11 protein-coding genes are annotated in these 20392 nt (G+C 61.0%); 4 read left to right on the top strand and 7 right to left on the bottom strand.

Features of this window, described 5'->3' with window-relative positions:
- Nucleotides 1–63: 63 nt before the first annotated feature.
- The 6 genes from drmB to ACFVJ5_RS17735 form a co-directional block, all read right to left on the bottom strand.
- A complete protein-coding gene (drmB, locus tag ACFVJ5_RS17760; protein WP_379221314.1) occupies nucleotides 64–1815 on the bottom strand; it encodes a DrmB family protein in 1752 nt (583 codons plus the stop codon).
- A gap of 2 nt (nucleotides 1816–1817) precedes the next feature.
- A complete protein-coding gene (locus tag ACFVJ5_RS17755) occupies nucleotides 1818–4946 on the bottom strand; it encodes a helicase-related protein (RefSeq protein WP_379221312.1) in 3129 nt (1042 codons plus the stop codon).
- The gene (locus ACFVJ5_RS17750) at nucleotides 4946–6679 is read right to left on the bottom strand and encodes a UvrD-helicase domain-containing protein (RefSeq protein ID WP_379221311.1); all 1734 of its coding nucleotides are present in this window, start codon (nucleotides 6677–6679) and stop codon (nucleotides 4946–4948) included. Before ACFVJ5_RS17750 ends, ACFVJ5_RS17755 begins: the two co-directional genes overlap by 1 nt.
- 7 nt (nucleotides 6680–6686) lie before the next feature.
- A complete protein-coding gene (locus ACFVJ5_RS17745; protein WP_379221309.1) occupies nucleotides 6687–11396 on the bottom strand; it encodes a DEAD/DEAH box helicase in 4710 nt (1569 codons plus the stop codon).
- 225 nt (nucleotides 11397–11621) lie between these two features.
- Complete coding sequence (locus ACFVJ5_RS17740) at nucleotides 11622–12728, bottom strand: DNA cytosine methyltransferase (protein WP_379221307.1); 1107 nt, start codon at nucleotides 12726–12728, stop codon at nucleotides 11622–11624.
- Between the two features lie 45 nt (nucleotides 12729–12773).
- Nucleotides 12774–13802 carry a DNA cytosine methyltransferase gene (locus ACFVJ5_RS17735; protein WP_379221305.1) on the bottom strand — a complete coding sequence of 343 codons (1029 nt, stop codon included), beginning with the start codon at nucleotides 13800–13802 and terminating at the stop codon, nucleotides 12774–12776.
- Between the two features lie 946 nt (nucleotides 13803–14748).
- Between ACFVJ5_RS17735 and ACFVJ5_RS17730 the strand changes: the two genes are divergently transcribed.
- Complete coding sequence (locus ACFVJ5_RS17730) at nucleotides 14749–16572, top strand: ATP-dependent endonuclease (protein ID WP_379221303.1); 1824 nt, start codon at nucleotides 14749–14751, stop codon at nucleotides 16570–16572.
- Nucleotides 16572–17600 (top strand): DNA cytosine methyltransferase, encoded by a 1029-nt coding sequence (locus tag ACFVJ5_RS17725; protein WP_379221301.1) that lies wholly within the window; start codon nucleotides 16572–16574, stop codon nucleotides 17598–17600. Before ACFVJ5_RS17730 ends, ACFVJ5_RS17725 begins: the two co-directional genes overlap by 1 nt.
- A gap of 48 nt (nucleotides 17601–17648) precedes the next feature.
- Here ACFVJ5_RS17725 and ACFVJ5_RS17720 read toward each other — a convergent pair whose 3' ends face one another.
- Nucleotides 17649–17936, bottom strand: a complete 288-nt coding sequence (locus ACFVJ5_RS17720; protein WP_379221299.1) for a hypothetical protein — start codon at nucleotides 17934–17936, stop codon at nucleotides 17649–17651.
- Nucleotides 17937–18904: 968 nt separating this feature from the next.
- Here ACFVJ5_RS17720 and ACFVJ5_RS17715 point away from each other — a divergent pair.
- Both ACFVJ5_RS17715 and ACFVJ5_RS17710 read left to right on the top strand, forming a co-directional pair.
- Nucleotides 18905–19120 carry a hypothetical protein gene (locus ACFVJ5_RS17715; RefSeq protein ID WP_056812051.1) on the top strand — a complete coding sequence of 72 codons (216 nt, stop codon included), beginning with the start codon at nucleotides 18905–18907 and terminating at the stop codon, nucleotides 19118–19120.
- The gene (locus ACFVJ5_RS17710; RefSeq protein ID WP_379221297.1) at nucleotides 19117–20388 is read left to right on the top strand and encodes a hypothetical protein; all 1272 of its coding nucleotides are present in this window, start codon (nucleotides 19117–19119) and stop codon (nucleotides 20386–20388) included. The genes ACFVJ5_RS17715 and ACFVJ5_RS17710 overlap by 4 nt, the downstream gene beginning before the upstream one ends.
- The last annotated feature ends 4 nt before the right edge of the window (nucleotides 20389–20392 follow it).

The raw sequence follows: 20392 nt of genomic DNA, 5'->3' as shown, positions 1-20392 counted from the left end.
CGGCGAACCTGAACCACCACCGCGACCGGACCCACTGACCGGTCAGATTGGGCGCGCGACGGCTCACATGTATCCCGTGGTTAGGAATCCACCGTTCGGATCAGAAACTGTGCCTACAAGCGTCGCCCTGTCGAGGTAGCCATTCATCAGTTCGCAGGACACCTCGGGAACCAAGAGACACGAATGGCACGCCGCAAGGTTCCTCGCTCCGGCGCCGGTAGCCAGGGATTCCAGGCAGACGGGATCTGCTGCACACCACTGGGAACGTTCAGTCGCGGCTTCGAGGACACCGCGCATGTTATCGACTGTTCCCCGCGCACATAGGCCACCTAGGCTACCCGCTGAATCGGCGGTCGCCGTGTAGAGCAAGATTCCGGCTTGGCCGGGCTCGGTGTACAAGCGCTCACGAATCGACGACGCGGGGTAGCCGGTGTCGATCGCAAGCTCATTCAGTACCGCATGCGACAGAGAATGGGTCAGTAGCTCGCGGGGCGATACTGGTTGCACTGCTTCCACCCACTCAGGAGCGGCAGCTTTAAGCGATTTGTTCAGCAGTGATACGCGCGTGAGGGCAAATGCGGACTGCTCCCATTGGGCGACCGCCTCCTCATCGAGGCGGAGGAAGATTCCTTCCCCGAGCACTTCGATGGCCGGTAGCCATCCGACCCGCTCTGTTGAGAGCTTTGCGCGTGGTGACTTCGATTCTCCGGTAGCGACGCTCACGCGGGAGAAGCCTTTCAAAGCGCGGACTTCACGCAGCTTCGACACCTTCGAGACGACGTCGAGAATACGCCCCGCTTCGGTATCGGCTTCGACGACCTGGGGCTCACATACGAAGGTTTCGAATCCGTCTTCCTCGGCGTGCTCGCGTCCCAGTGCACCGTATTCGTCGCGCCGAAGCTGTAGAAATGCTTCGCGGCCGTTGGGCTCCTCTTCCGATTGTCTACGAACGGCCTCTTTAAGTTCGTCGAAGTCAACGCCGTTCGTTCGGGCGAGTATCTCGAGCACCGCGTCGAGGTCGGTGCCTGTCAAATTCTCGAGGGTGGAGCGGCTCCGCTCGAGCAGTTCCTCGGCTGGGCTGACAGCGTGATCGAGGGTGAGCGCAGATCGGACATCTGCGAACCACACGTTGGACGCGCCTCGTTGGAGGCCCACGAGTGATTCCGAGCATGCATCATCGTCGCGCCCCAGCCAGGGGGACGAACCGCTGCAGCGCTTGGTGAGCGATCCTCGGCCCAGCGCTCCTTCGAGAGTTCGAGAGACTCCACACGTGCAGGTGACTGTCACCCCGGCGAGGGTCGAGTTCCGTGAGTCCGTTCTCAACGAGAGTGAGTGTTTCTCCGCGGATTCGCGTACTGCTCCGCGGTGGACCCAGGAATCGTAGGGGAAGTCCTCGATGTGACCGTTGATGCAGCACGCCACGAATCGAGAGGGGACGAGTCGCGGAGTGATGCAGTGACGGCACCGGTTGATGTAGTCGCCCTTGCCGTCCTTGTCAGCGATACGCCAGAAGCGGTCGAGGTGTGTGCATTTCGGGCAGTGTACCCATTCAGGGAATCGGACCATCGGCACCATGCTGGCGGACGCTGGTGGTGCGAAAAGGCTGGTGGCACCCAATGAGCGACTGAGCCGCGGTTCGTGAATTCGATCGGACTCCTTGGTGTTCCACAGGTCGAGCCCCGCGATCATGAAGCTCTCGGACTCCACCGGAATAACTGAGCCGACTCCGAAAGTAGTGATCAGCTGCGATCTCCGCACGGTCGTCTTGACCGGTGGCGTGTTGCCCTGCTTGAGTTTTTTCGTAACGGGCGGCACCGTCAGTCCTTCCGCTTCAGATATTTGACGTATAGGCCGGTCTCTGCATCGACATCACGCATGCTGGTCATGGTGGGCCACGGAGCGCCGCGGACTGGAAAGCTTCCGGCGCCGACATCCTCGGCCGGATTGATCAGTGGCTTGTCACCCAATCGCGTAGTTGCCTTGGGGGGCCGCATCGACCCATAGCGCTTGACTGCATCGAGACCGGCGTCGTTCTTCCAGCGTGCTAGCAACTCACGCAGTTGTTCGCCGAATGGGCCGGCCTCGGCAGGGGCAATCCGGTCTGCCCGATCGACCAAACGGTCAATGACTGCCTCGATTTGGCTCAAGTAGTCGGCGACATTCTTCGCTGATTCATCGGTACTCAGTTCCGGAACCATCAGGCGAGTCGATGCGACAAGCACGCCGTGGCCTGCACGATCGCGAGCACGAGGGGCAAACGGCGTCGCTGTCGTCGATTCGACTTCACGATACAAAGCACGGTGGAACGGGATGAAGGACGCGTAGTGTGAACTGTCCCGAGATCTCTGACTATTCAATGCCGTGATCACTAGGCCGGGGTTGCGACGGCCAACGCGGCTTGTGGACTGGATGTACTCGGAGGCGCTTTGGGGCTGACCAGCGACCACCATGAGACCTAGTCGGTCGATGTCGAGGCCGACCGAGATCATGTTGGTGGCAAGAGCCACGTCCGGGCTTTGGGGGTCCGGGTAGCTGGTCTCAAGCCGCGCCATCGAATTGGGGATCTCCATCTGGTCGACGCGCGATGTGAGCTCAACAGGCTCCTGAGAGATCTCCCGGACGGATCGTTGTCGTCTAGCAGCGAGGACTTCCATTCGGTCAGGAACGTCGTCGAGCACCTGTAGATATGCCGATCCGAGTACTCGTAGGGCGTTGAAGTAGCCGAGTAGGGTCCAGTAGCTGTCACGTACTTCGTCGGGCGAGTCAAGGTCACCGACCGCCTGGAGCAGAACTGAGTAGATACGGACAAGCAAGGTGGACTGGCTTGTTCCGGGGGCCATCACTCCGACGTAGCGCCGCGTACCCTTCTCCTGCGCGGATGCATTCACAGCGAAGTAGTTGTCCGACGGCGTGAGCCCAGGCGGAGGGAATTGTGCTGTGTCCCGGTCGAATACCGCACGAACCTGCTGTGCGGCACGACGGACTGTCGCGGTGGATGCAAGGACCTTGGGTCGGCCTTCCCCGGTGCATGCCATATCGATCGCCGCTTCGTTGAGACCTACGATCGTGCCGAGTGGTCCAGAGATCAGGTGCAGTTCGTCCTGCACGATGAGGTCCGGACGGGAGTCCGCAGGGCCATTGGTGCCGAGGAGCAGACCCACCTCACTCTTCCACGTCATTAGGGCAAACTTGTCGACGGTGCTGATGATCAATGACGGACGATTCGCGTAGACGTCGGAATCGAGAACGTACAGTGGAAGACCATCTCGGAAATTGCAGCCGGATTCACGGCACGCGATGATCATTGACTCACCGGATGCGTCGTAATGCTTGTGAGTCAACTGGACACCGCACCATGGGCATCTGACGAGCTGCATGGGCGTAGAGCCCTGGACGTGCTCGCCGTCAGCGATCTTGCGGAGAATCCCTCGCGCTTCTTTTGTGTCGGCCGGTGTGGCCGCATTACCCACCCAGAGGCCCAGCGAGATCGGCGAAGCATTGGGAATTTCGGTGCGGCGCACGAGTTCCAGAGCGCAGATGAGACCAGCTGCACGTTCGAACTGCTGCCGAGTCAGGAGTCGTAGTGTGTACCGCATAATCGCGGATACGCCGCCGTTGTCTTCCCGCCGAAGCCGCCGGAGTAAGACGGTAAAACCGATGCAGCCGAGGTACGCCTCGGTCTTGCCACCGCCGGTGGGAAACCAGAGTAGATCGGCGACATCGCGGTCGGGGTGGCCTGGATCGGAGAGAGCGGGAATATTCATCAGGATGTACGCCAGCTGGAATGGACGCCATCGTTGGGTTTTTGGCACCTCACCTCGCGAGCGGTCCTGTGCATGGCGCTGGTCCAGCATTGCACGGTTCATCAGTCGAAACGCCCGGTCGACTTCAGGATCGTCAAGCGCCTTAACGCCTGCCCGGATACGTCCGGCGCACTCCGCGGCCCTGTCCATGTGTTCGAGCGCCACGGACCGATGTGTGGGCGTGTCGATGCTTTCGGCATCGTTGCGTCGGGTCGATATCCATCGCTCGTAGGCATCTGCCATCGCGTGGAGTTGCGTGCGGTCGGAGGTATCGGAGAGCTGATCCATCCGGAGGTCGTACCGGCCGAAGTCGTCCTGCTCGTCGCCGCCTGCCGGGCGAGCGAGATGAACTTCCTGGCTCGGAATGAACGTCGTCCGGATCGAGTCAGGACTGGGCACGTGCTCGTCCCAACTTGCCGCACAGCCATGCCCAATAGCCAAGACCGGTTCGTCGCGGTAGAGAAATCGTGATGAGCGATCATCGGCATCGGCACTCACGCGCGAGGGGTCGATGCTGCGGTCGACGAATCCACCATGTGGCGTGGAAACAGTGATTGTCGGCCGAAACCACGACAATCCATCAATCGCCCCTGACGTGTCAGTGCGGGTGTGACCGTTCACGAGGGACACCGAGATCCGCACGTGCCCCGCAGTGGTCGGGGCGCGAACCACACCGATGATCCGCAGCATCTCGCCATCTGCGACTGGCTCATCGATCCGACCCGCCATCGTGCTGTCGACCACGATATCCGTATCTGTCGCTACCTCGTGCGGATACCAAATGTCCTCGGATTCCGTGTACTTCCGTGCAGACGCGCAGATCGTGATTTGTGGCGTCTGCACAGAATCGACAGTGAATGTGAGCCCGACCGATGAGGGCTTGTGTGCGTGAGAGAGCGAAACAGCAACTTCGGTTGCAGTGTCGTCGGCGATGCTCCCTGCTTCTCCATCCGTGTCCTCTGACAGGCCGGGCTTGTAGATGTCCGACAAATTCTCGACTCGGGGATAGAGCACGCCGACGATGATGCGATTGAGTGGTGGTTCGTGTAGCGGCTCCGGCTCCCGCGGGCCCATCAATTCCTCTTCGAGTGACTCTACGAGGCTGTCGCGGGCCTCATACCAGGGAGCGAGGTCTTCGGCCATCAGCCTTCCTTCTTCCACACGACCGTGGCGAACCCCAACGGCCGTGGCTTGATCCAGAACGATGTGCCCTCGGTCGTGTTCCAGCAGGTTTCGGTGCCCTCGAGAAGTACCGAGCCGAGGTCAGGCCAGCCGGTCGTGTGGCCGGACTTGCCGATAGCGTGTGCGAGTCTGCGTCCGAAGTCTTCGGTCGTCGAGCCGACAGCATGGCCGTCGATGAGGCAGCGGTATGCGGGCCACTCCGCACCGCCGGTCGACAACCGTTCGAAAGTGAGTGGTTTGGATTGCCCCCTGCTGCGCAACGCTCTTTGACCTTCCTCACCCCCGACAGGTCGTTCCGACTGTAGATGGTGGGGCTCGATCGCAACAGCCGTGGCCTTTTGCGTCCGCGGGTGTGGCTGATAAAGGAACCCACCGCATGGCAGTCTGCGAGTGAACGGGGATTGGTGATTCAGAACGACCACCTTCTGTCGTCCCCGGGACAGGGCGACGAGCAGCAATTCGTTCTCCGGTGTGCCTTTCGAAGGCCTGAGCATGGCCGATGAACCCGCGACCGCAACGTTGTCGAACTCGAGGCCCTTCGATTGGTGAATCGTAGACACCTTGACCGTGCCCGCCTCCTCACCGTTGAACCAGGGCTCGATCGGGTCTGTGCCACCGGAGAGCCTGCGCGCGAACGACCGCCAATCGATGTACGGACCGGCATCGGTTGCGTGCACGAGGTCGCGGAATGCGTCCTCGGTTAACGAGCGATGCAGTGAGACAAACTCATTGAATATGTCTCGGGTAAACGGCATTCCTGACGTGAACTCCCACAATTCAGCTACCCAGGGCGCGACCCTGCGTTTCCGTCCAGGACTCAGCCAGGTGCAGGGAAGTCCGGCGCGCCCAAGTCTGTCGAAGAGCCAGATAACATCGGCGTTGGCACGAGCGAGTACAGCGGTCGAACCGCTCCACACGCTTGCCCTGAGTGCCAACTCGTCCAGGTCTACATGGGTTAGGTCAGAAACCAGTTCGTCAAGTAGCGCGGTTCTCGTCGCCGAGTTCGCCCCTCGAAGGAGTCGTTCAGTGCGCACAACGTCGCGCGCAGACTTCCGTTGCGCTCGGTAGTTGTTCTCAAGGTAGCAGATCTCGGTGATCGACCGCTCCGCGAGCGCCTCACAAAGCAGATCCCACGCCGACCGTTCGCAGCCGACTGTTTCCTCATCGTCGAGAAAATCGTAGATCGACTGCAGAGGGTCGCCGAATATGGTAACACCCGAAGCGATTGGAAGCGCGTCGATGATCGTCAGCAACAGTTCGCGTCGGACTGCGGAGAGGTCCTGCGCTTCGTCGACGATGAGGTGTACAACATGATCGAGTTCGCCAGCGTAGCGATCCCGTAGTTGGTGAGTTGCGGCCCTGATTCTTCCATCGAAGTCCGGTGCTGCCGAACCGGACTCGTCAAATTCATTATCCGTGATCTGCCATGCAAGCGAATCGAGAGTCATAGCTGCGACTTCGCTCCGGTAGTCGTCATCAACGGACGCAAATGCATCGAAGGCCGCCCGAACAGCCGCCCGGGAGAACGAAACGAAGATGATCTGATCGTCCGAGTCGGGATTAATCTCCGAGTCGAGCCTATTAATCAGCTTTACGCTTGTCGCGGTCTTTCCGGCACCGGGTCCAGCAACGACGATGCGGCGAGCATCGACGTCCCCATAGATAACTCGCTGCTGGAACTCATCGAACTCCACCCCTGTATCAGCCCTCTTCGGAGTTGATCACATTGCGTTCAAACGACTCGTAGGCGATGCTGTCACCGAACTCGACGATATTGTCGAGAACGTTGACGACGAGCACATCCTGGCTGCCGCCGTTCTTCGGGCCACGCATTCCTCGACCGACCATCTGAAGATACCTTGCCTTACTCGAAGTGGGGCGGGTGATGTAGACAGCACGTGTCTTAGGAGCGTCGAAGCCCTGGGACAGAACGTTGTAATTCGTCAAGACCTTGAGATCACCACTCTTGAACCGATCGATCGTAACCCTTCGATCGTCGGGGCTGGTGTCGTTATCGATTGACGCTGCCGGGCGACCGCGCAACGTCAGGAGCGTTGCAAGAGTCTGCGCATTCTCAACAGACGCGGCGAAAACGACAATCGACCATTCCTCCGGCAGGTCGATTATTGAATTAACGATCTTCTGCGTGCGCTCCTCATTCTGACCGAGTCTACGTTCAGCACCTTTGGGCAGCCAGTACTTCTCTCTGAAATCCTCGAGCTCAGCGACACTCAGGTCGATGTTGACGCCGTGCAGAATCTTAAGCTGCGCACGTGCGAGTACTTGGTCGCGCTGAAGTCGGCGCTGCGGAACTTCGTCCCCGAAGACACCAGCGTCGAGCAGGTTGTTGTCGAATCGGTTGAGCAGTCGCTGTGTTTCAGCGCTGTCGTCTCGCCCGCGAAATGGTGTGGCGGTCAGTCCAACGAGCGGCAACGTGCGCTCGTAGAGTCCCCGTCCCGTCCAATTGAGAATCTTTGTGTAAGAGGGTGTCGTCGCTCCGTGCGCTTCATCAATGATGACGAGGGGAGTGTCCGCAAGCCAGTCAAATTCATTGTTGCCCAATGCATTGGACACCAGCTTCTGCCATGACGCGACAACAACCTGCACTCCGCCGAGCTCCTCCTCGACCGAGTAATTCGACCAGAACCGACTGAGGATGAGTTGAGTGTCGTGACGTCCCTTCGCACGCCAGAGGAAGGACCACGTGTCGATCGCCTGCTCGCACAGTTCTTCCCCGTCAGCGATCCACAGGATGGGCCCGCGCACCTCGCCGTCGGGGCCGAAGTCTTTGGCAGCAACGGCCTCGATCACCGTCTGAACAGCCACGCGGGTCTTACCTGCACCAGTGGGCAGGGAGATGATTCCGCGACGAGGGCTGCCATCCGTCCCACGAATCAATGCGCGGAGCCGCTCGGAAACCGTCTCCTGGTAATCGTGCAGCTTCTTCAGGACGGCTGGACCGTCGATGTACTCCGTTGGCTTATTTCGCTGCGGCGCCTTCTTGCCAGCCCACTCCTCACTGAAACCGCGTTCCCGCACCCAGTTTCGGGTGGCGTGAGAGCCGGACCACCGGGCAGGCGGGCTGATGGGCAAGCCAGACGGATCGACCCGGCACGCACGCTCAAGGGCTTTAGTCCCTAGCATGCCGATACACAACTGCGCTAATGCGACACCATGTGGTGGCGCTTCGCCATTTCGCTCGAGGTAGTTCAGCGCATCCGCAGGGATCAGAGCCCGCAGTCGCTCTTCCCCTACGAGCTCAAGAAGGCGCTCCGCGTCGTTCGGCGCATTGCGGACCCTCAAAAGCTTCTTGTTGTTTTTGCGTTCCGCGAGGTTCATCAACCGGGCGTCGACTGCCTCGTCGGAATCATCGAGCTCAAGACTCGAGAGCGACTGTTTCAGGATCTCGCGGTCGTTCGTACCGGTGACGAGGAGGGTATCGCCATCGCGCCCCCACGCGACATCGATGCGAACTTCGGGACGGCCTGCGATGGCGGCAACCTTGTTCAGGGACAAGCACTTCTGCACGACGAGGTCATCCGGATCGATGTCAAGGTCGTCTTCGCGGAAGACGTCGAAGAGTTCAGTGAGGCCGGAAGTCTCCGCACTCGACTCGTACGAATAGGTGACGGGCAGGTCGTGGTCAAGGCACCCCCAGTTTGCCCGGAGGATCGCCGCATCCTCAGGCGTGTCTACCTGAAGACACGGAATTCCGAACGTTGAAAATTCACGGAGGTTCTCCGCTGTGGCGGCCACGGCAATCTCGCCGGCGGGCACTTGAACCCACCCCTCCGGGGCGGAGCACCACAGAAGTTCTGGTGCGGAATCGGGTTTCAGATATGCCCACCATGCATATGCACGGCCGACCATCGATTTGTCTTTTCGCTCTACATGCTTGCCGACGATCCACTCGAAGCGCTCACTCGTGAGGCTCTCGAGATCAGTGAGTAGTTGAAGGCGTTCGACGACGTCGTCACCGATCTCGACACCCGATAGAACAGGGAGCAGGCCCTTGACCTCAGGGTAGGCCTCCTCAACGGTCGGTGCGAACGTCTGATCGACGGGGACCGGGCCGAGAACAGTGGGAAGGAGCCCTTCCTTACGCACCCACCAAAGTTCCGGCGCGATGAAACGACCATACTTGTTCACCGAGGGATGGCCCACACGGATCAGCGGGTCCTCGAGGGTCCGCAGAACCTCACATGTCAGTGCGGTGCGGTTGGTTTCCGAGAGGGAAGGCAGACATTGTAGCGGCCCCAGAACGGAACGATCCGAGGTAATCCGAAGATCTTCCCGCTGGCGGGGGCCGAGGCACATCTCCTTTGCGATGAGGTCGGTCGCAAGCTTCCAATACGTCGTGAACCATTCCTCGTTTCGCACGGCATCGTCCAGCGACCTCCGCTTCGGAGCAGTGTAAACGCCGAGAAACCCCAGGATTTCAGTGTCGGATGCGTGATAAGACCGATCCACTAGAAACTTGGCGTCGCTCTTCCGATCTTCCAGGAGATCCTCCGGGATATACATATTCTCAGGATAGACCCAGGCGCCCTTCCCATTTCGTACCTTGACAAGCCGGTGTGCCCGTCCCTCGAGGATCCGTTCGAACCCCTCCGCGACTGCGTCACCGCCGGAACCACGCATCGCGGTCCACAGGGCATCGAAATTGACATCGGCCTTCGTCCTGAGATCTGTGAGGAGCTGGAGCATCTCACCGCCGTCATCGAACGCGGCAATCCCAAGCGATTCCAACGCCGCTACGGTTGACGGCCGCGCCGTGATGTCCTTGTCGATAAACGCTGACCCCCTTTGGGCAGCGTCGGACCGGATGAAGCATCGTCCCGGCAGCGGCTGCTGGAGCTCTCCGTTCTCGAGGAGGACAATCCGAGAGTCCCGTACGTCGCTAGTGACATTTTCGCGAAACTTCGCATCCACTCGAGTAGGCATCTGAGCCGCGATTTCGATTACGGTAGATGAGCTTCTAGCGGTCTTGTCAGCGACCGCTGCGTGGAGCCAATCCAGGACTCTGCCCTCGGCGCGCGGGTTCTCCTCCATCAAGCGCCTGACTTTTGCGCGGCGCTCTCTGGTCAGGCAGTCGGGATGGACCCAGACGTCCCGTTGGGTAGTCACGGTCATCCAAGATCTGACCCAATCCATGGCAGGTTCTGGGATCATCTGGACCGATGTGGGAGAACGTAGCTCGCCGTCGAGGGTGGGGATCGACCGCGTTTCCCGAAGGCGTTGTATCACAGGCTCGTTCAGGACGGTATCCGCCCAACTCCGACTCTCCTTACCACGTGCGGGAAGGACGTCGATGTATCGACCGTAGGCGCCGTCCTGTACGAGTTCGAGCCGCGCGGCGTCGACAAGTTCGGGCACGACCTGGGTCAGTATCTCGTAGTTGAACCGGCATTCGATCACGTTGATGCGATCGTCGGAGAGTTTCCACGGGGCGTTGAGCCGCCCACTCAGCGTGACTTCTGATTTGACCGGAAAGTACGCGAACAGGCGACCCACACCGGTGGCACCAGTCGCGGGGACCGCCCAGGAAACAGGGACAGCATCCCGGCGTGCCGCGTAACCGGCAGACTCAAGAGCCTCGGGCGAAGGGTGATGGAGCTTTGAGACGACCAACCAGGTCTGCTCGCCTTCGTCGGTAGCCAGAACCACCCGCTTTCCAGTTCGTCTCGTCGAGATCGTCCGATCAGCAGCGCCGAGCTCATCGCGGAGGCGAAGTTGTTTGACGCTAGGCGCAAAGAGGTTGAACGAAGGGTCGAACTCCGAGATCTCCTCGGAGAGCTGAATGGCCGCACCGTCCTTGAGTGGAACCTTCACAATGGTGGCTGCCCAGAGCGAAAGCTCCTTGAGAGTCGAGTCGCTCGCGAATTCGATCGTCGGGTCGAGCACCCAGGCGAGGCGTAGCGAAGGAACCTCTGCAGGATCGAAGTGTCGCCCTGTCTCGACCGTCAGCTGCCTCGCCGACTCAGCGCGACTGAACTCGAAGGAGATTGACTGGCTGAAGATCTGGGGTTCGTCAGAGATCCCACTGATCGACTTGAAGCCGAGCCCGAAGCGACCGATCTCCCCGCCCGTCTTGTTTGATAGATGGGTGTAAAGCAGTGCGCGCACACCTGTATCGACGAACGGGTGCCCCTCGTTGGCTACGTACAACGTGTCGTCGGTGAGAACAACCTCGATCCGGCCTCCCGCCTCAGGAAGCGCGTCGGCTGCGTTCTGAACCAGCTCCTGGATCTGCTTGCGCCCATAGCCGCCTTCCGCGATGCCGCGTTCCTTACCGGCGTCCTCGGCGATCCGGTCCGGGTCCTTCCGATACACCTCGATGCAAGTGGAGTGGTACTTGTTGACCAGGTTGACCAGGCTCGGGTCCGGACGGGACCACTGTGCGGTGTTCATCGGGCCGTCCGAGTGTCGGGGAACTCAAACACCTTGTACTGCCCATCAATCAGATCAATCATCGAACTCCCACCTGCGCACGAACCACCTGGTCGACGATAGGAGGTTGCACTCCCCCACGTTGTGGGTAACAGTATCGGCTCGGTACGACCAGTTGGAAGCGAGTGCGAAAGTTTGTTACCCGGCCGGTGGAGCTATCGGTGAGCGACCGCAGTTCGCTACACCTCAGCTGAAGAGCAAGCCCATCCGCTGCAGGTGATCGAGCGGGGCGGAGTCACGGGTGTCGAGCCAGGGGCGATCGACGACCTTCGCGGCTTCCTCGTGGCTCACCTGACTCCCCAACGCCGCCGAGAGCACATGCAGTGCCAACACCGGCGGGATCGCGTTGCCGATCTGCTGCGCGATATCACCACCCGACCACGGGTAGTCCAGCGGGAAGGTCTGCAGGCGACCGGCCTCGGCCGGGCTGAATCGAGGGCAGGGAAATCCGGTGCTGTCGACGATCTGGTTTCTCGAGACCTTCCCCGTGATTGTCGCCGAGGGTTCCAGCGAACTACGGCGTCCACGCAACTTCGGGTCACCACCAGTGCCGTAATTGGAGATGACCTGAAAGTCGTAGCCGCGATTCAGAGCATCCCCCATCGTCTCCCACGGAAGAAGAGTCTCCGCGCCCAGCGCTCGGCCCACTCCCTTGCGGTAAGGACGATGAGTGGCATTCGGGAGTTCGGGTTCGCCTCTGAGCCGCGCGATCAGAATGGCACGTCTGCGCGTCTGCGGAACTCCGAACTGTTCGGTGCGAAGAACATCTGCGGTGACTTGATAGCCGATTCCCTCGAGGACCTTGCCCATCTGTCTCCAGATCGGCAGGACCGCCGGAACCTGTTCCAGCACAATAACTTTGTAGGGATTCCCACGACCGTGTGCTTCGAGAGCCCATCGCAGAGGCTCGAGGACGAGGCCCGTTCGCTCGTCTTCGAGACCATCGAGATCCTCGGATATGTTGTCGGCCGCACCCATCCGGTCGACGAAGCTCAGTACTTCGTCCAGCGCCTTTCTGCCCGCCCCGGCACCCGCGACGGTGAAGGTCTGGCAGGGTGGTCCGCCCGTGAGAATCCACGCACCCGGCACGTCCGCCGGACCGAAGTCACGGACATCGTGCGGGCGCTCGTTCAAACTCGCGGCTGCCCTGGTCGCACACGCATTGCGGTCCCACTCGAACCCGTAGACGTCCAAACCCAGCCATCGCGCGGCGACATCGAGTCCCCCTGGCCCGGCGAAAAGGTCGACCATGTCCGCTCGGCGTGGCAGCGTCGGCTCGCGGTCGGTGGGCATGACACGAGATCTTAGCCGGCACGAGGCACCTCGTGATACCAGCAGTTAGCCGGCTGACAGGGTTGTCCTCAATGCGACTCCCAGCGCATGCGCGAACGGCGGCGGTGTTGCGTTGCCCACCTGCCGATACCTGGCAGTCTTTCGACCCTCGAACGTCCAGGACGGCGGGAACCCCTGCAGTGCGGCGACCTGGTCGACGGTGAGTTTGAGCATGTGGCCGACGCCCTTAGTTGGATCCCAGTCGAAGTCTGCCGATGGCACGTCGTCGGCGAGCGCACGCCCATTGACCCCGAACTTCGCCCATGCGCGGACCGAACCCTGTGGGCCCAAGTCACCGCCACCCCGATCCCACGACCCTCCAACGATCGTCGGCGAGATCCCATCGGCCTTGGCGGCCCACTCCGCGGCCTGCGGCCACCCACGTGCGCCCATCGATCCGCGCAGAACTGCTCCGACTGTCAGACCTGGCGCAGGCGGGACCGGATGCAGATTCGCGGTAAAGGTATCGATGCCACCGTCGCGCAGGGCAACCAGGACCGCGTACTCGCGGTGCTGCGGAACGCCGAAATCGCACGCATCGACAAGCAACCAACAGTACTCGTAGCCTGCGTCCTCGAGATGCTTGGTAACCCGGGCGCGACTCGATGCGTATTCGTCCCGTTTGAGCAGGTCAGGAACATTCTCGATCAGCAAGGCGCGCGGGCGTAGTTCCACCGTCAACCGTGCGGTCGTCTCGAACAGCTCCAGTTCCCAGCTACTTCCCCTTGGCCGTGATGCGGTCGCTGCCGATTTCACACGCGGCAACCCTGCGGCGAGAACGTCGATTTCACGGTGTCCCGGTAGGTCGAGTCTCGGCTCGAATCGGAGCAGGTCTTTGTGCAGGACGTTCCAGTCGGGGCGGTTTGCTCGCAGCGTCGCGCAAGCCACGTCGCGGTTGTCCAGCAGAAGCACTGAATCGAAGCCGGCTTGTTCCAACCCGAGCGCGAGTCCGCCTGCGCCGGCGCACAACTCGATCGAGGTAAGGCGTCCTGTTCGGAATAGGTTGCCCATTCCGCTATCCAGTTCGGCCCCCATCGCTGCCCCCCTCGCTGCCGCAGTGACTGCAATTCGATCAAGAATAGCGTCCGAAGACCGGCAACGCCCGCGCCTCTGCGCATACTGTGACGCCGTGACCGATTGGGTGCCGACGCGGTACGTGTCTCCGGATGAGCTGATGGCCAACCAGACGCCGAAGGGTGGGTTCACGCAGGCGAAGTTGGCGGAGTGGGGTGTGACGTGGCCGCCGCCGAAAGGGTGGAAAAAGGCTGTGTCAGACCAGGATCGGTGGTCTGAGGATTTAACGACGTTTCTTGGATAGCCGACGGCTATGGTACGGTTCGCGCACAAGTCAGGCCCCGGAGGTGCTGTAACACCGCCGAGGCCCTGGGCGAGAATCTGGGTTCAGCAGACTCACCGCCGTAGGCAGGAAGCCTACCGATGATTCTGGCATCTCCGCCAATCTCCCCCTTGCCGCTGTGCGCCCGGGCGAGTTGTGCGGGTGATGCGCCTTACTCGCGCAGTCGTCGCCCGTCAGAGGGGCCGCTGCAACCATTCCGATGACACAGAGTCGGCCGGTAAAGGCGGACTCGGACGGCCCTACCGTGGTTGGTGGCGTGGATACCAGGGTTTCCCTGGGTGTTCCTGGCTCTGTGCAGAATCCCAGTCCCGGCCCTTGCCGAGTAATGCCCGGCGGGCGTGCATCACCAATCGACCGTAGCGGCGACCGACCGGCGGACTTCGCGTCAAGGGTGCATCCGTACCTTGCGGTACCGGGGTACCCCTGCACTCCCTCCGCTCCCTCACTCCCAGCGGGATCGCACGACCATGCTGCCGACCGGAAGTTGGGGCAGCAGAACAGATTTCACACCGGATAGGTTGACAAAGAGGTGTCTCCCGCCGGGACAGGCAGTGTAAGTTCTTGTGCGCTGCGGGTTTGCCGCCGCTCAGGGGTGGTTCGACACAGAAGGTCAAGGGGGCCGCGATGCATGGAGCCGAGCACGACGCGCTGGCAAAGATGTGGCATGGCGAGGTGTTCGAACCCGCCATCCGGCACATCAGGTTCCCGCTGTTCAGGAACCTTTCGACAAATCTCACAATCGAGTTCAACCACCCCATCACTGCCATCACAGGACCGAACGGCTCCAATAAGTCGGCGATCCTGCGGGCCCTACAAGGCTGCCCCCGCGGTAACGACCTCGGAAAGTACTGGTTCGGTACTGCCGTCGACGTGATTCCGGTGGGCGAACGACATCGGTTCATCTACGGTCGCTATTCGAAGAGCACCAACGGCATTGTGGAGGTCATCAAGACGCGCATCGGCCGACGCCGTGACTCACGGTCAGGACCAGTAGCCGACCCCGATCTCTTCGAGCCCAGCCGCCCGTTGACGACAGCCCCTGACAACATGGACAAGTTCATTCAAGATGTGCACGGGCAATACGAGGATGCGTCTAGAACTCGGTGGGCAACGATATCGAAGGATGTCCTTTACATCGATTTTCGAGCGCAGCTTTCTGCATTCGACTGGGCAATGAACCATGCTGACGTGCAGTTCGACATCGGAACTCCACAGGAAGAGTTCAACCTGGTCAATGCGCGAAAGAAGGTCCTACGAAATCGAACCTCACGTCTCTCGAAGGCGCTGATAAATTCTGTCAATTCAGACGTGTATTTTAATATTGAGCGAATTATGCACCCAATCTTGGACATGCCCAAAGAGCAGAAGACGTGGGTTGAACGAATTCTCGGTAAAGAATACTCTCGAATTCGACTCATACAGCACCGCTACTTCGGCCGCCCGGGCGGTTGGACCGTCATACTCGAATCGCCCAAAGGGTTGAAATATTCAGAAGCATTCGCGGGTAGTGGCGAGTACGCGGTGGCCCTTCTCGTCCACCGAATCAGCGGCGCACGAGAAAGATCGCTGATTCTCTTGGACGAGCCGGAGGTTTCCCTCCACCCCTATGCTCAACGTCAGGTTGTCAGCTACCTCGGCGAGGTCGCGAAACTTCACAAGCACCAGATCGTCTTCGCAACCCACTCGTCGGAGATGATTCGCGACCTGCCGCCCACTGCGGTGAAAGTGCTGACAGTTCGAGCGTCCGACGGCAAGGTCGATATCCCCGTGCAGGACTCGGCTCCGCAGTTCGCTTTCGACGCAATCGGCGCCCACTACGACCATCCGACCATCGTCGTCGAGGATCGATTGGCGGCCCAATTGGTCGAGCAGGCACTCGAAGGCCACCCGGGTCGAGAAGCCGTTCAGGTCAAATACTTGCCAGGTGGGGCTGACACGCTGTGGACCTACTATGTGCCGATGTGGGCGCAGGAGAAGCGGACGGACCTGCTCCTACTCTTGGACGGCGATCAGATCGTCACCTCACCCAGGCCTGTTGACGAGATCCCGCCTGGCGAGCTGGAGGCCGAGATCGTCAAGACCTTCAAGGGCAAGGCCGGACCCCAACTCCCCTTCAGCGCGTCCGATGCCGGTAGCACGGCACACCGAATCGAGTCCGTGAAATGCACCTTGGAGTGGCGCCGACGCTTCGTCAGATTCCTCCCGTGCTGGACCCCGGAGCGGTTCCTCTGGGACTACCGCGTCCAGGATCCGACGTCTCCGACCCCCGCTACGGCCACCGCGAATGGCAAGGACTCGTGGCGCGAGTTCACCAAGGCCGAGACGAGCCAGTCAGACGCCGCCACGATCTACACGTTCCAGCTGCAGGCGCTTCGACGTGTTGAGCGAGACTGTGCGACAATGATCGAAATCCGCGGCATCGTCGACGAGTTCATCGGGAGTTTGTAATGGATCCGAAAGACGTTTCGGTGATCGATTTCTTTTCGGGCTGCGGCGGAACCAGCCAAGGATTCAAAGACGCGGGCATGAACATCGTCGCCGGCATCGATTTTGACCCCGATTCAGCTGAAACGTTCCGAAACAATTTTCGCGGTTCTAAATTTATCGAATCCGACATTCGAAATATCCATGTCGATCAGGTGCGAGAATTGATGCCTGATGCTCCTACCTTGTTTGCTGGATGCGCGCCATGCCAGCCGTTCTCCCGTCAGAACAAGACCACGACAGCGCAGGATCCTCGCCGAAACCTCCTCTATGAATTCAGTCGGTTCGTGACAAAACTGCGCCCGGAATTCGTCGTTGTCGAAAATGTGCCCGGGCTGCAGAATCCAAAAAAAGGGGGACCCCTCGAGGATTTCATGAAAGCCCTCACTGAGGCCGGATACAACGCGGAGTTCAGAATTCTCCGAGCCCTCGAACTCGGTGTTCCCCAAGAGCGCAAGCGGCTCGTAATCGTCGCTTCACGGGTCGGCGATTCCGCGCTGCCTGCCGCCACCCACGACGTTGCCGGTAAGGAACGGGCGCGCACCGTTCGCCAGACCATCGAAACGCTACCTGCAATCTTGGATGGCGAGGTACACCCGGACGACCCGGATCACGCGACCATGCGACTGTCAGAGATAAACAAGCTGCGCATCCGCTCCACGCCGGAAGGCGGTGACCGCCGCCACTGGGACAAGGAGTTGGTCCTTCCCTGCCATACCAAACACGGTGGCCACACCGATACCTATGGTCGGATGTGGTGGGATCGCGCGGCATCAGGACTCACGACTCGCTGTATCTCCTATTCCAATGGTCGGTTCGGTCACCCCGAGCAGCACCGCGCCATCAGTGTCCGGGAAGCCGCCTGCCTGCAAACCTTCCCTCGTGATTTCCGCTTCGCGGGCACGTTGACGTCGAAGGCACGACAGGTCGGAAACGCTGTGCCGCCGTTGATGGCCCAGCGAATCGGCCAGGCATTGACTGTTGCAGCTTAAGGCAGCGCCCGCGCTCGGGCCGTTCCTGCCAAACACAGGATCGCCCGGCTACCTGGCCCTGTGCGTGTCGATCGCTGTTCGCACCACATGAGCTGCCTCTGTCGAAGTCGGGTCGGTGCTGTTGTGCAGTAGATCCCACAGGATGATCGCCGGGTCGGCGACAACATGGCCATCGGCGGGGGCCTCGTCGTGGAGGTGAGCGGCCACGGTTCGGATCGAGCGATCGTCCGGCATCACGATTGTCATCGTCGCGTCCGCGGGGTCGGCGGGTGAGAATCCGGCTGCGGTGAAGTCGATGATCTCGTCAACGTGCAGCCTGACCGAGGACGGCAGCATCCAGGGTGCATACTGATCAGCCGCAAGGTCGCCGGTGAGCACCGACCCAACCGCCAACTCGCTCAACAAGTCCCGGGCCGCACGGTATTGCTCCGCGGGGGTATCGAGGCCGAACCAATATGTCTGGGTTCCTCGTGGCCGGGATACTCGCGCAGCCACATATCGAGCAGCTCCGAGGTGCCGATCCAGCCTTTGCTCGGTGCGTGCGCGATGCGGCCGTTCGACCTGATCGCGGTCGAGACGGCCTGCTGGCTGACCGCGGTAACAGCGGCCACGTCACGCTGGTCATCGGGCGTTCCCAGATCGCCAGGACGCGTTCGACGTCCAGGCGCTGCCAGGCAACCCGGTGGTGCTGGTCGGAACGTTGTGGTGGCGACTCGTTCAACAGCACCGAACCGTTGATGATGACCATCGGCGGATCCGCGAGCACGAGGTCGAACTCGCCGACTTCTGCGGCGGCGACGACTGTCGCAGCTGCCTCGTTCGCCGCGTATAGCGAAGCCACTGAGCTGGGGAGATCGCGGTGGTGCTGACCCAAACGCCGAAGTACCGAGGGAGTCAATCTGGCGCAGGTCTGGATCTTCAGCGCTGTCGACCGAGGGGTGCCGTCGGCGCGAGGAGGAGGAGGAGGAGGAGGAGGCCAGGTTCGCCGCTGACAACACTCACACCTGCGCGCTGCAGCAATCGCACCAGGTCGCGCCGCACGTTCGGCTCCATACCCCTTCTCGCGAGGTGAACCCATCTCTACAACTGATTCCAAAGAATCATACACTCACTTGTTTGACAATTTATCAATTGATAGTTGCGTAGCCCTCTCCGCAGGCACACCAAAGGAAAGCGGTACGGCCGTTCACATGTAGTTCGACTGGGGTTTTCGTTGTCGTGCACAGTGATTCGGCGAAGTTCTAGCGCGTAGCGGCCGAAGGGGGCACTCTCGGAGGGGAGAGATCGCGTTACCCAGGAGCCGCATGACTGTCAGAAGTGACCGTGAAGGTGGCTTGCCGGAGACACTGCCCGCGCTGGAGCAGTTGCCGGCGGATGAGGCTCGGGATCTGTTCGAGTTGATGAGGGCCGCGAGTACGTTCGAGGCGGCCGCGTTGGACAAGTCCATCGATTCGATGGTCTCTGCGTTGCCGCGGCCGTTGCGTCGGGTGACGAAGAAGATCATGTTCGGCGGCAGATGACGGACCTGACTACGCGGGCGCAGTTGATTCTGCTGGCTCGGACGTTGCATGTTCATCCGCAGCGGTTGGATCACCTGCGGTATCTGGGGGCCGATCGGCTGCATGCGTTGCATCAGCAGATCTCGGGGGTGTTGTTCGATCAGCACACGGAGACGTTTCGGCGGATCAGTGCGCTGGTGCCGTTCATTCCGTTGACGATCTCGATTCCGTTGGTGCAGAAGCTGGTTCCGCCGATGATGACGGGGCGGGCGGCGGGGTCGGTGGGGCTGGATCATCCGGGCAAGGCCGCTGAGACGTTGATGATGCTCGATGCGGGGTATGCGGCCGATTGTGCGCCCTATCTCGATCCGCGGGCCATCGAGCAGTTGGCCGATCAGATGGCGCCGGGGCCGATCGTCGATATCGTCAACGAGTTGCTGCGGCGGCAGGACTATGTGACGGCTGGGCCGTTCTTGTCCTGTGCCACACCGGAATTGATCGCGGCCGTCGAGGCGGGGGTGCGCGATGACGCAGGGCTGATCTTCTCGGCTGCGTTCTCCTACGACGTCGACGTGCTCAGTGCGGTGGTTCGCCAGCTGCTCGATGGACCCCATCGGCGGGTGCCGAGGATGACACAGATGGTGTTGACAGGTTCTCCTGACCTGCAACATGCTGCACTGTCGGTGTTCTCGCGGTGCGCGCCCGATGTGATCCGCCGGGTGGGTGACATTCTGTTCGGGAGCGCGCAGCCCGCTGATGTCGCGCGGTTGGTGCGCAACGCGCTCGCACTCGGGGCTGTGCCCGAATTCCTCACGCTGGCTGGGTATCTCACGCCGCTGGGGCTGTGGACGTTGGTCGGCAATCCGGTGTTCAGCGATCCGGATGTCGGGGTGGATCTGGTCGCGCCGATGGATGGGCGGGGCGATGCGGAGAGTTGGCGTGGGTTGTTCACGTTGATGTCGCGGATGGATGACGATGTCAGGAGCGCCGTGGGGTACGCGCTGGCGTTGCTGTCGGAGTCGGCGGTGGCGGAATTGCCCGCGCGGGCGACCGAAACCGGTTGCTGGCCTGCGCTGCTCGATCTTGTCGCGGTTTCCGGGGAGCGGGGGCAGTCGCGGTTCGGGTCGATCTGGGCGCAGTTGGGGCCGGAGCGGCGGGCCTATCTGCATCGGTGCATCACCGAGCTCCGGTACGACACCAGGTTGGCCGAGATCACGGCATTGGTCGAGCCGGTGGAGGTGGATCTGCTGTTCTATCAGCGGCGGCAGAAGGGCCGGTATCGCGGCTGACTCG

Origin of the sequence: Nocardia sp. NPDC127606 (genome assembly GCF_042671725.1) — a bacterium.
GTDB lineage: Bacteria > Actinomycetota > Actinomycetes > Mycobacteriales > Mycobacteriaceae > Nocardia.
Note: the sequence above shows the minus strand (reverse complement) of the source record. Positions and strands in the feature narration are given on the sequence as shown.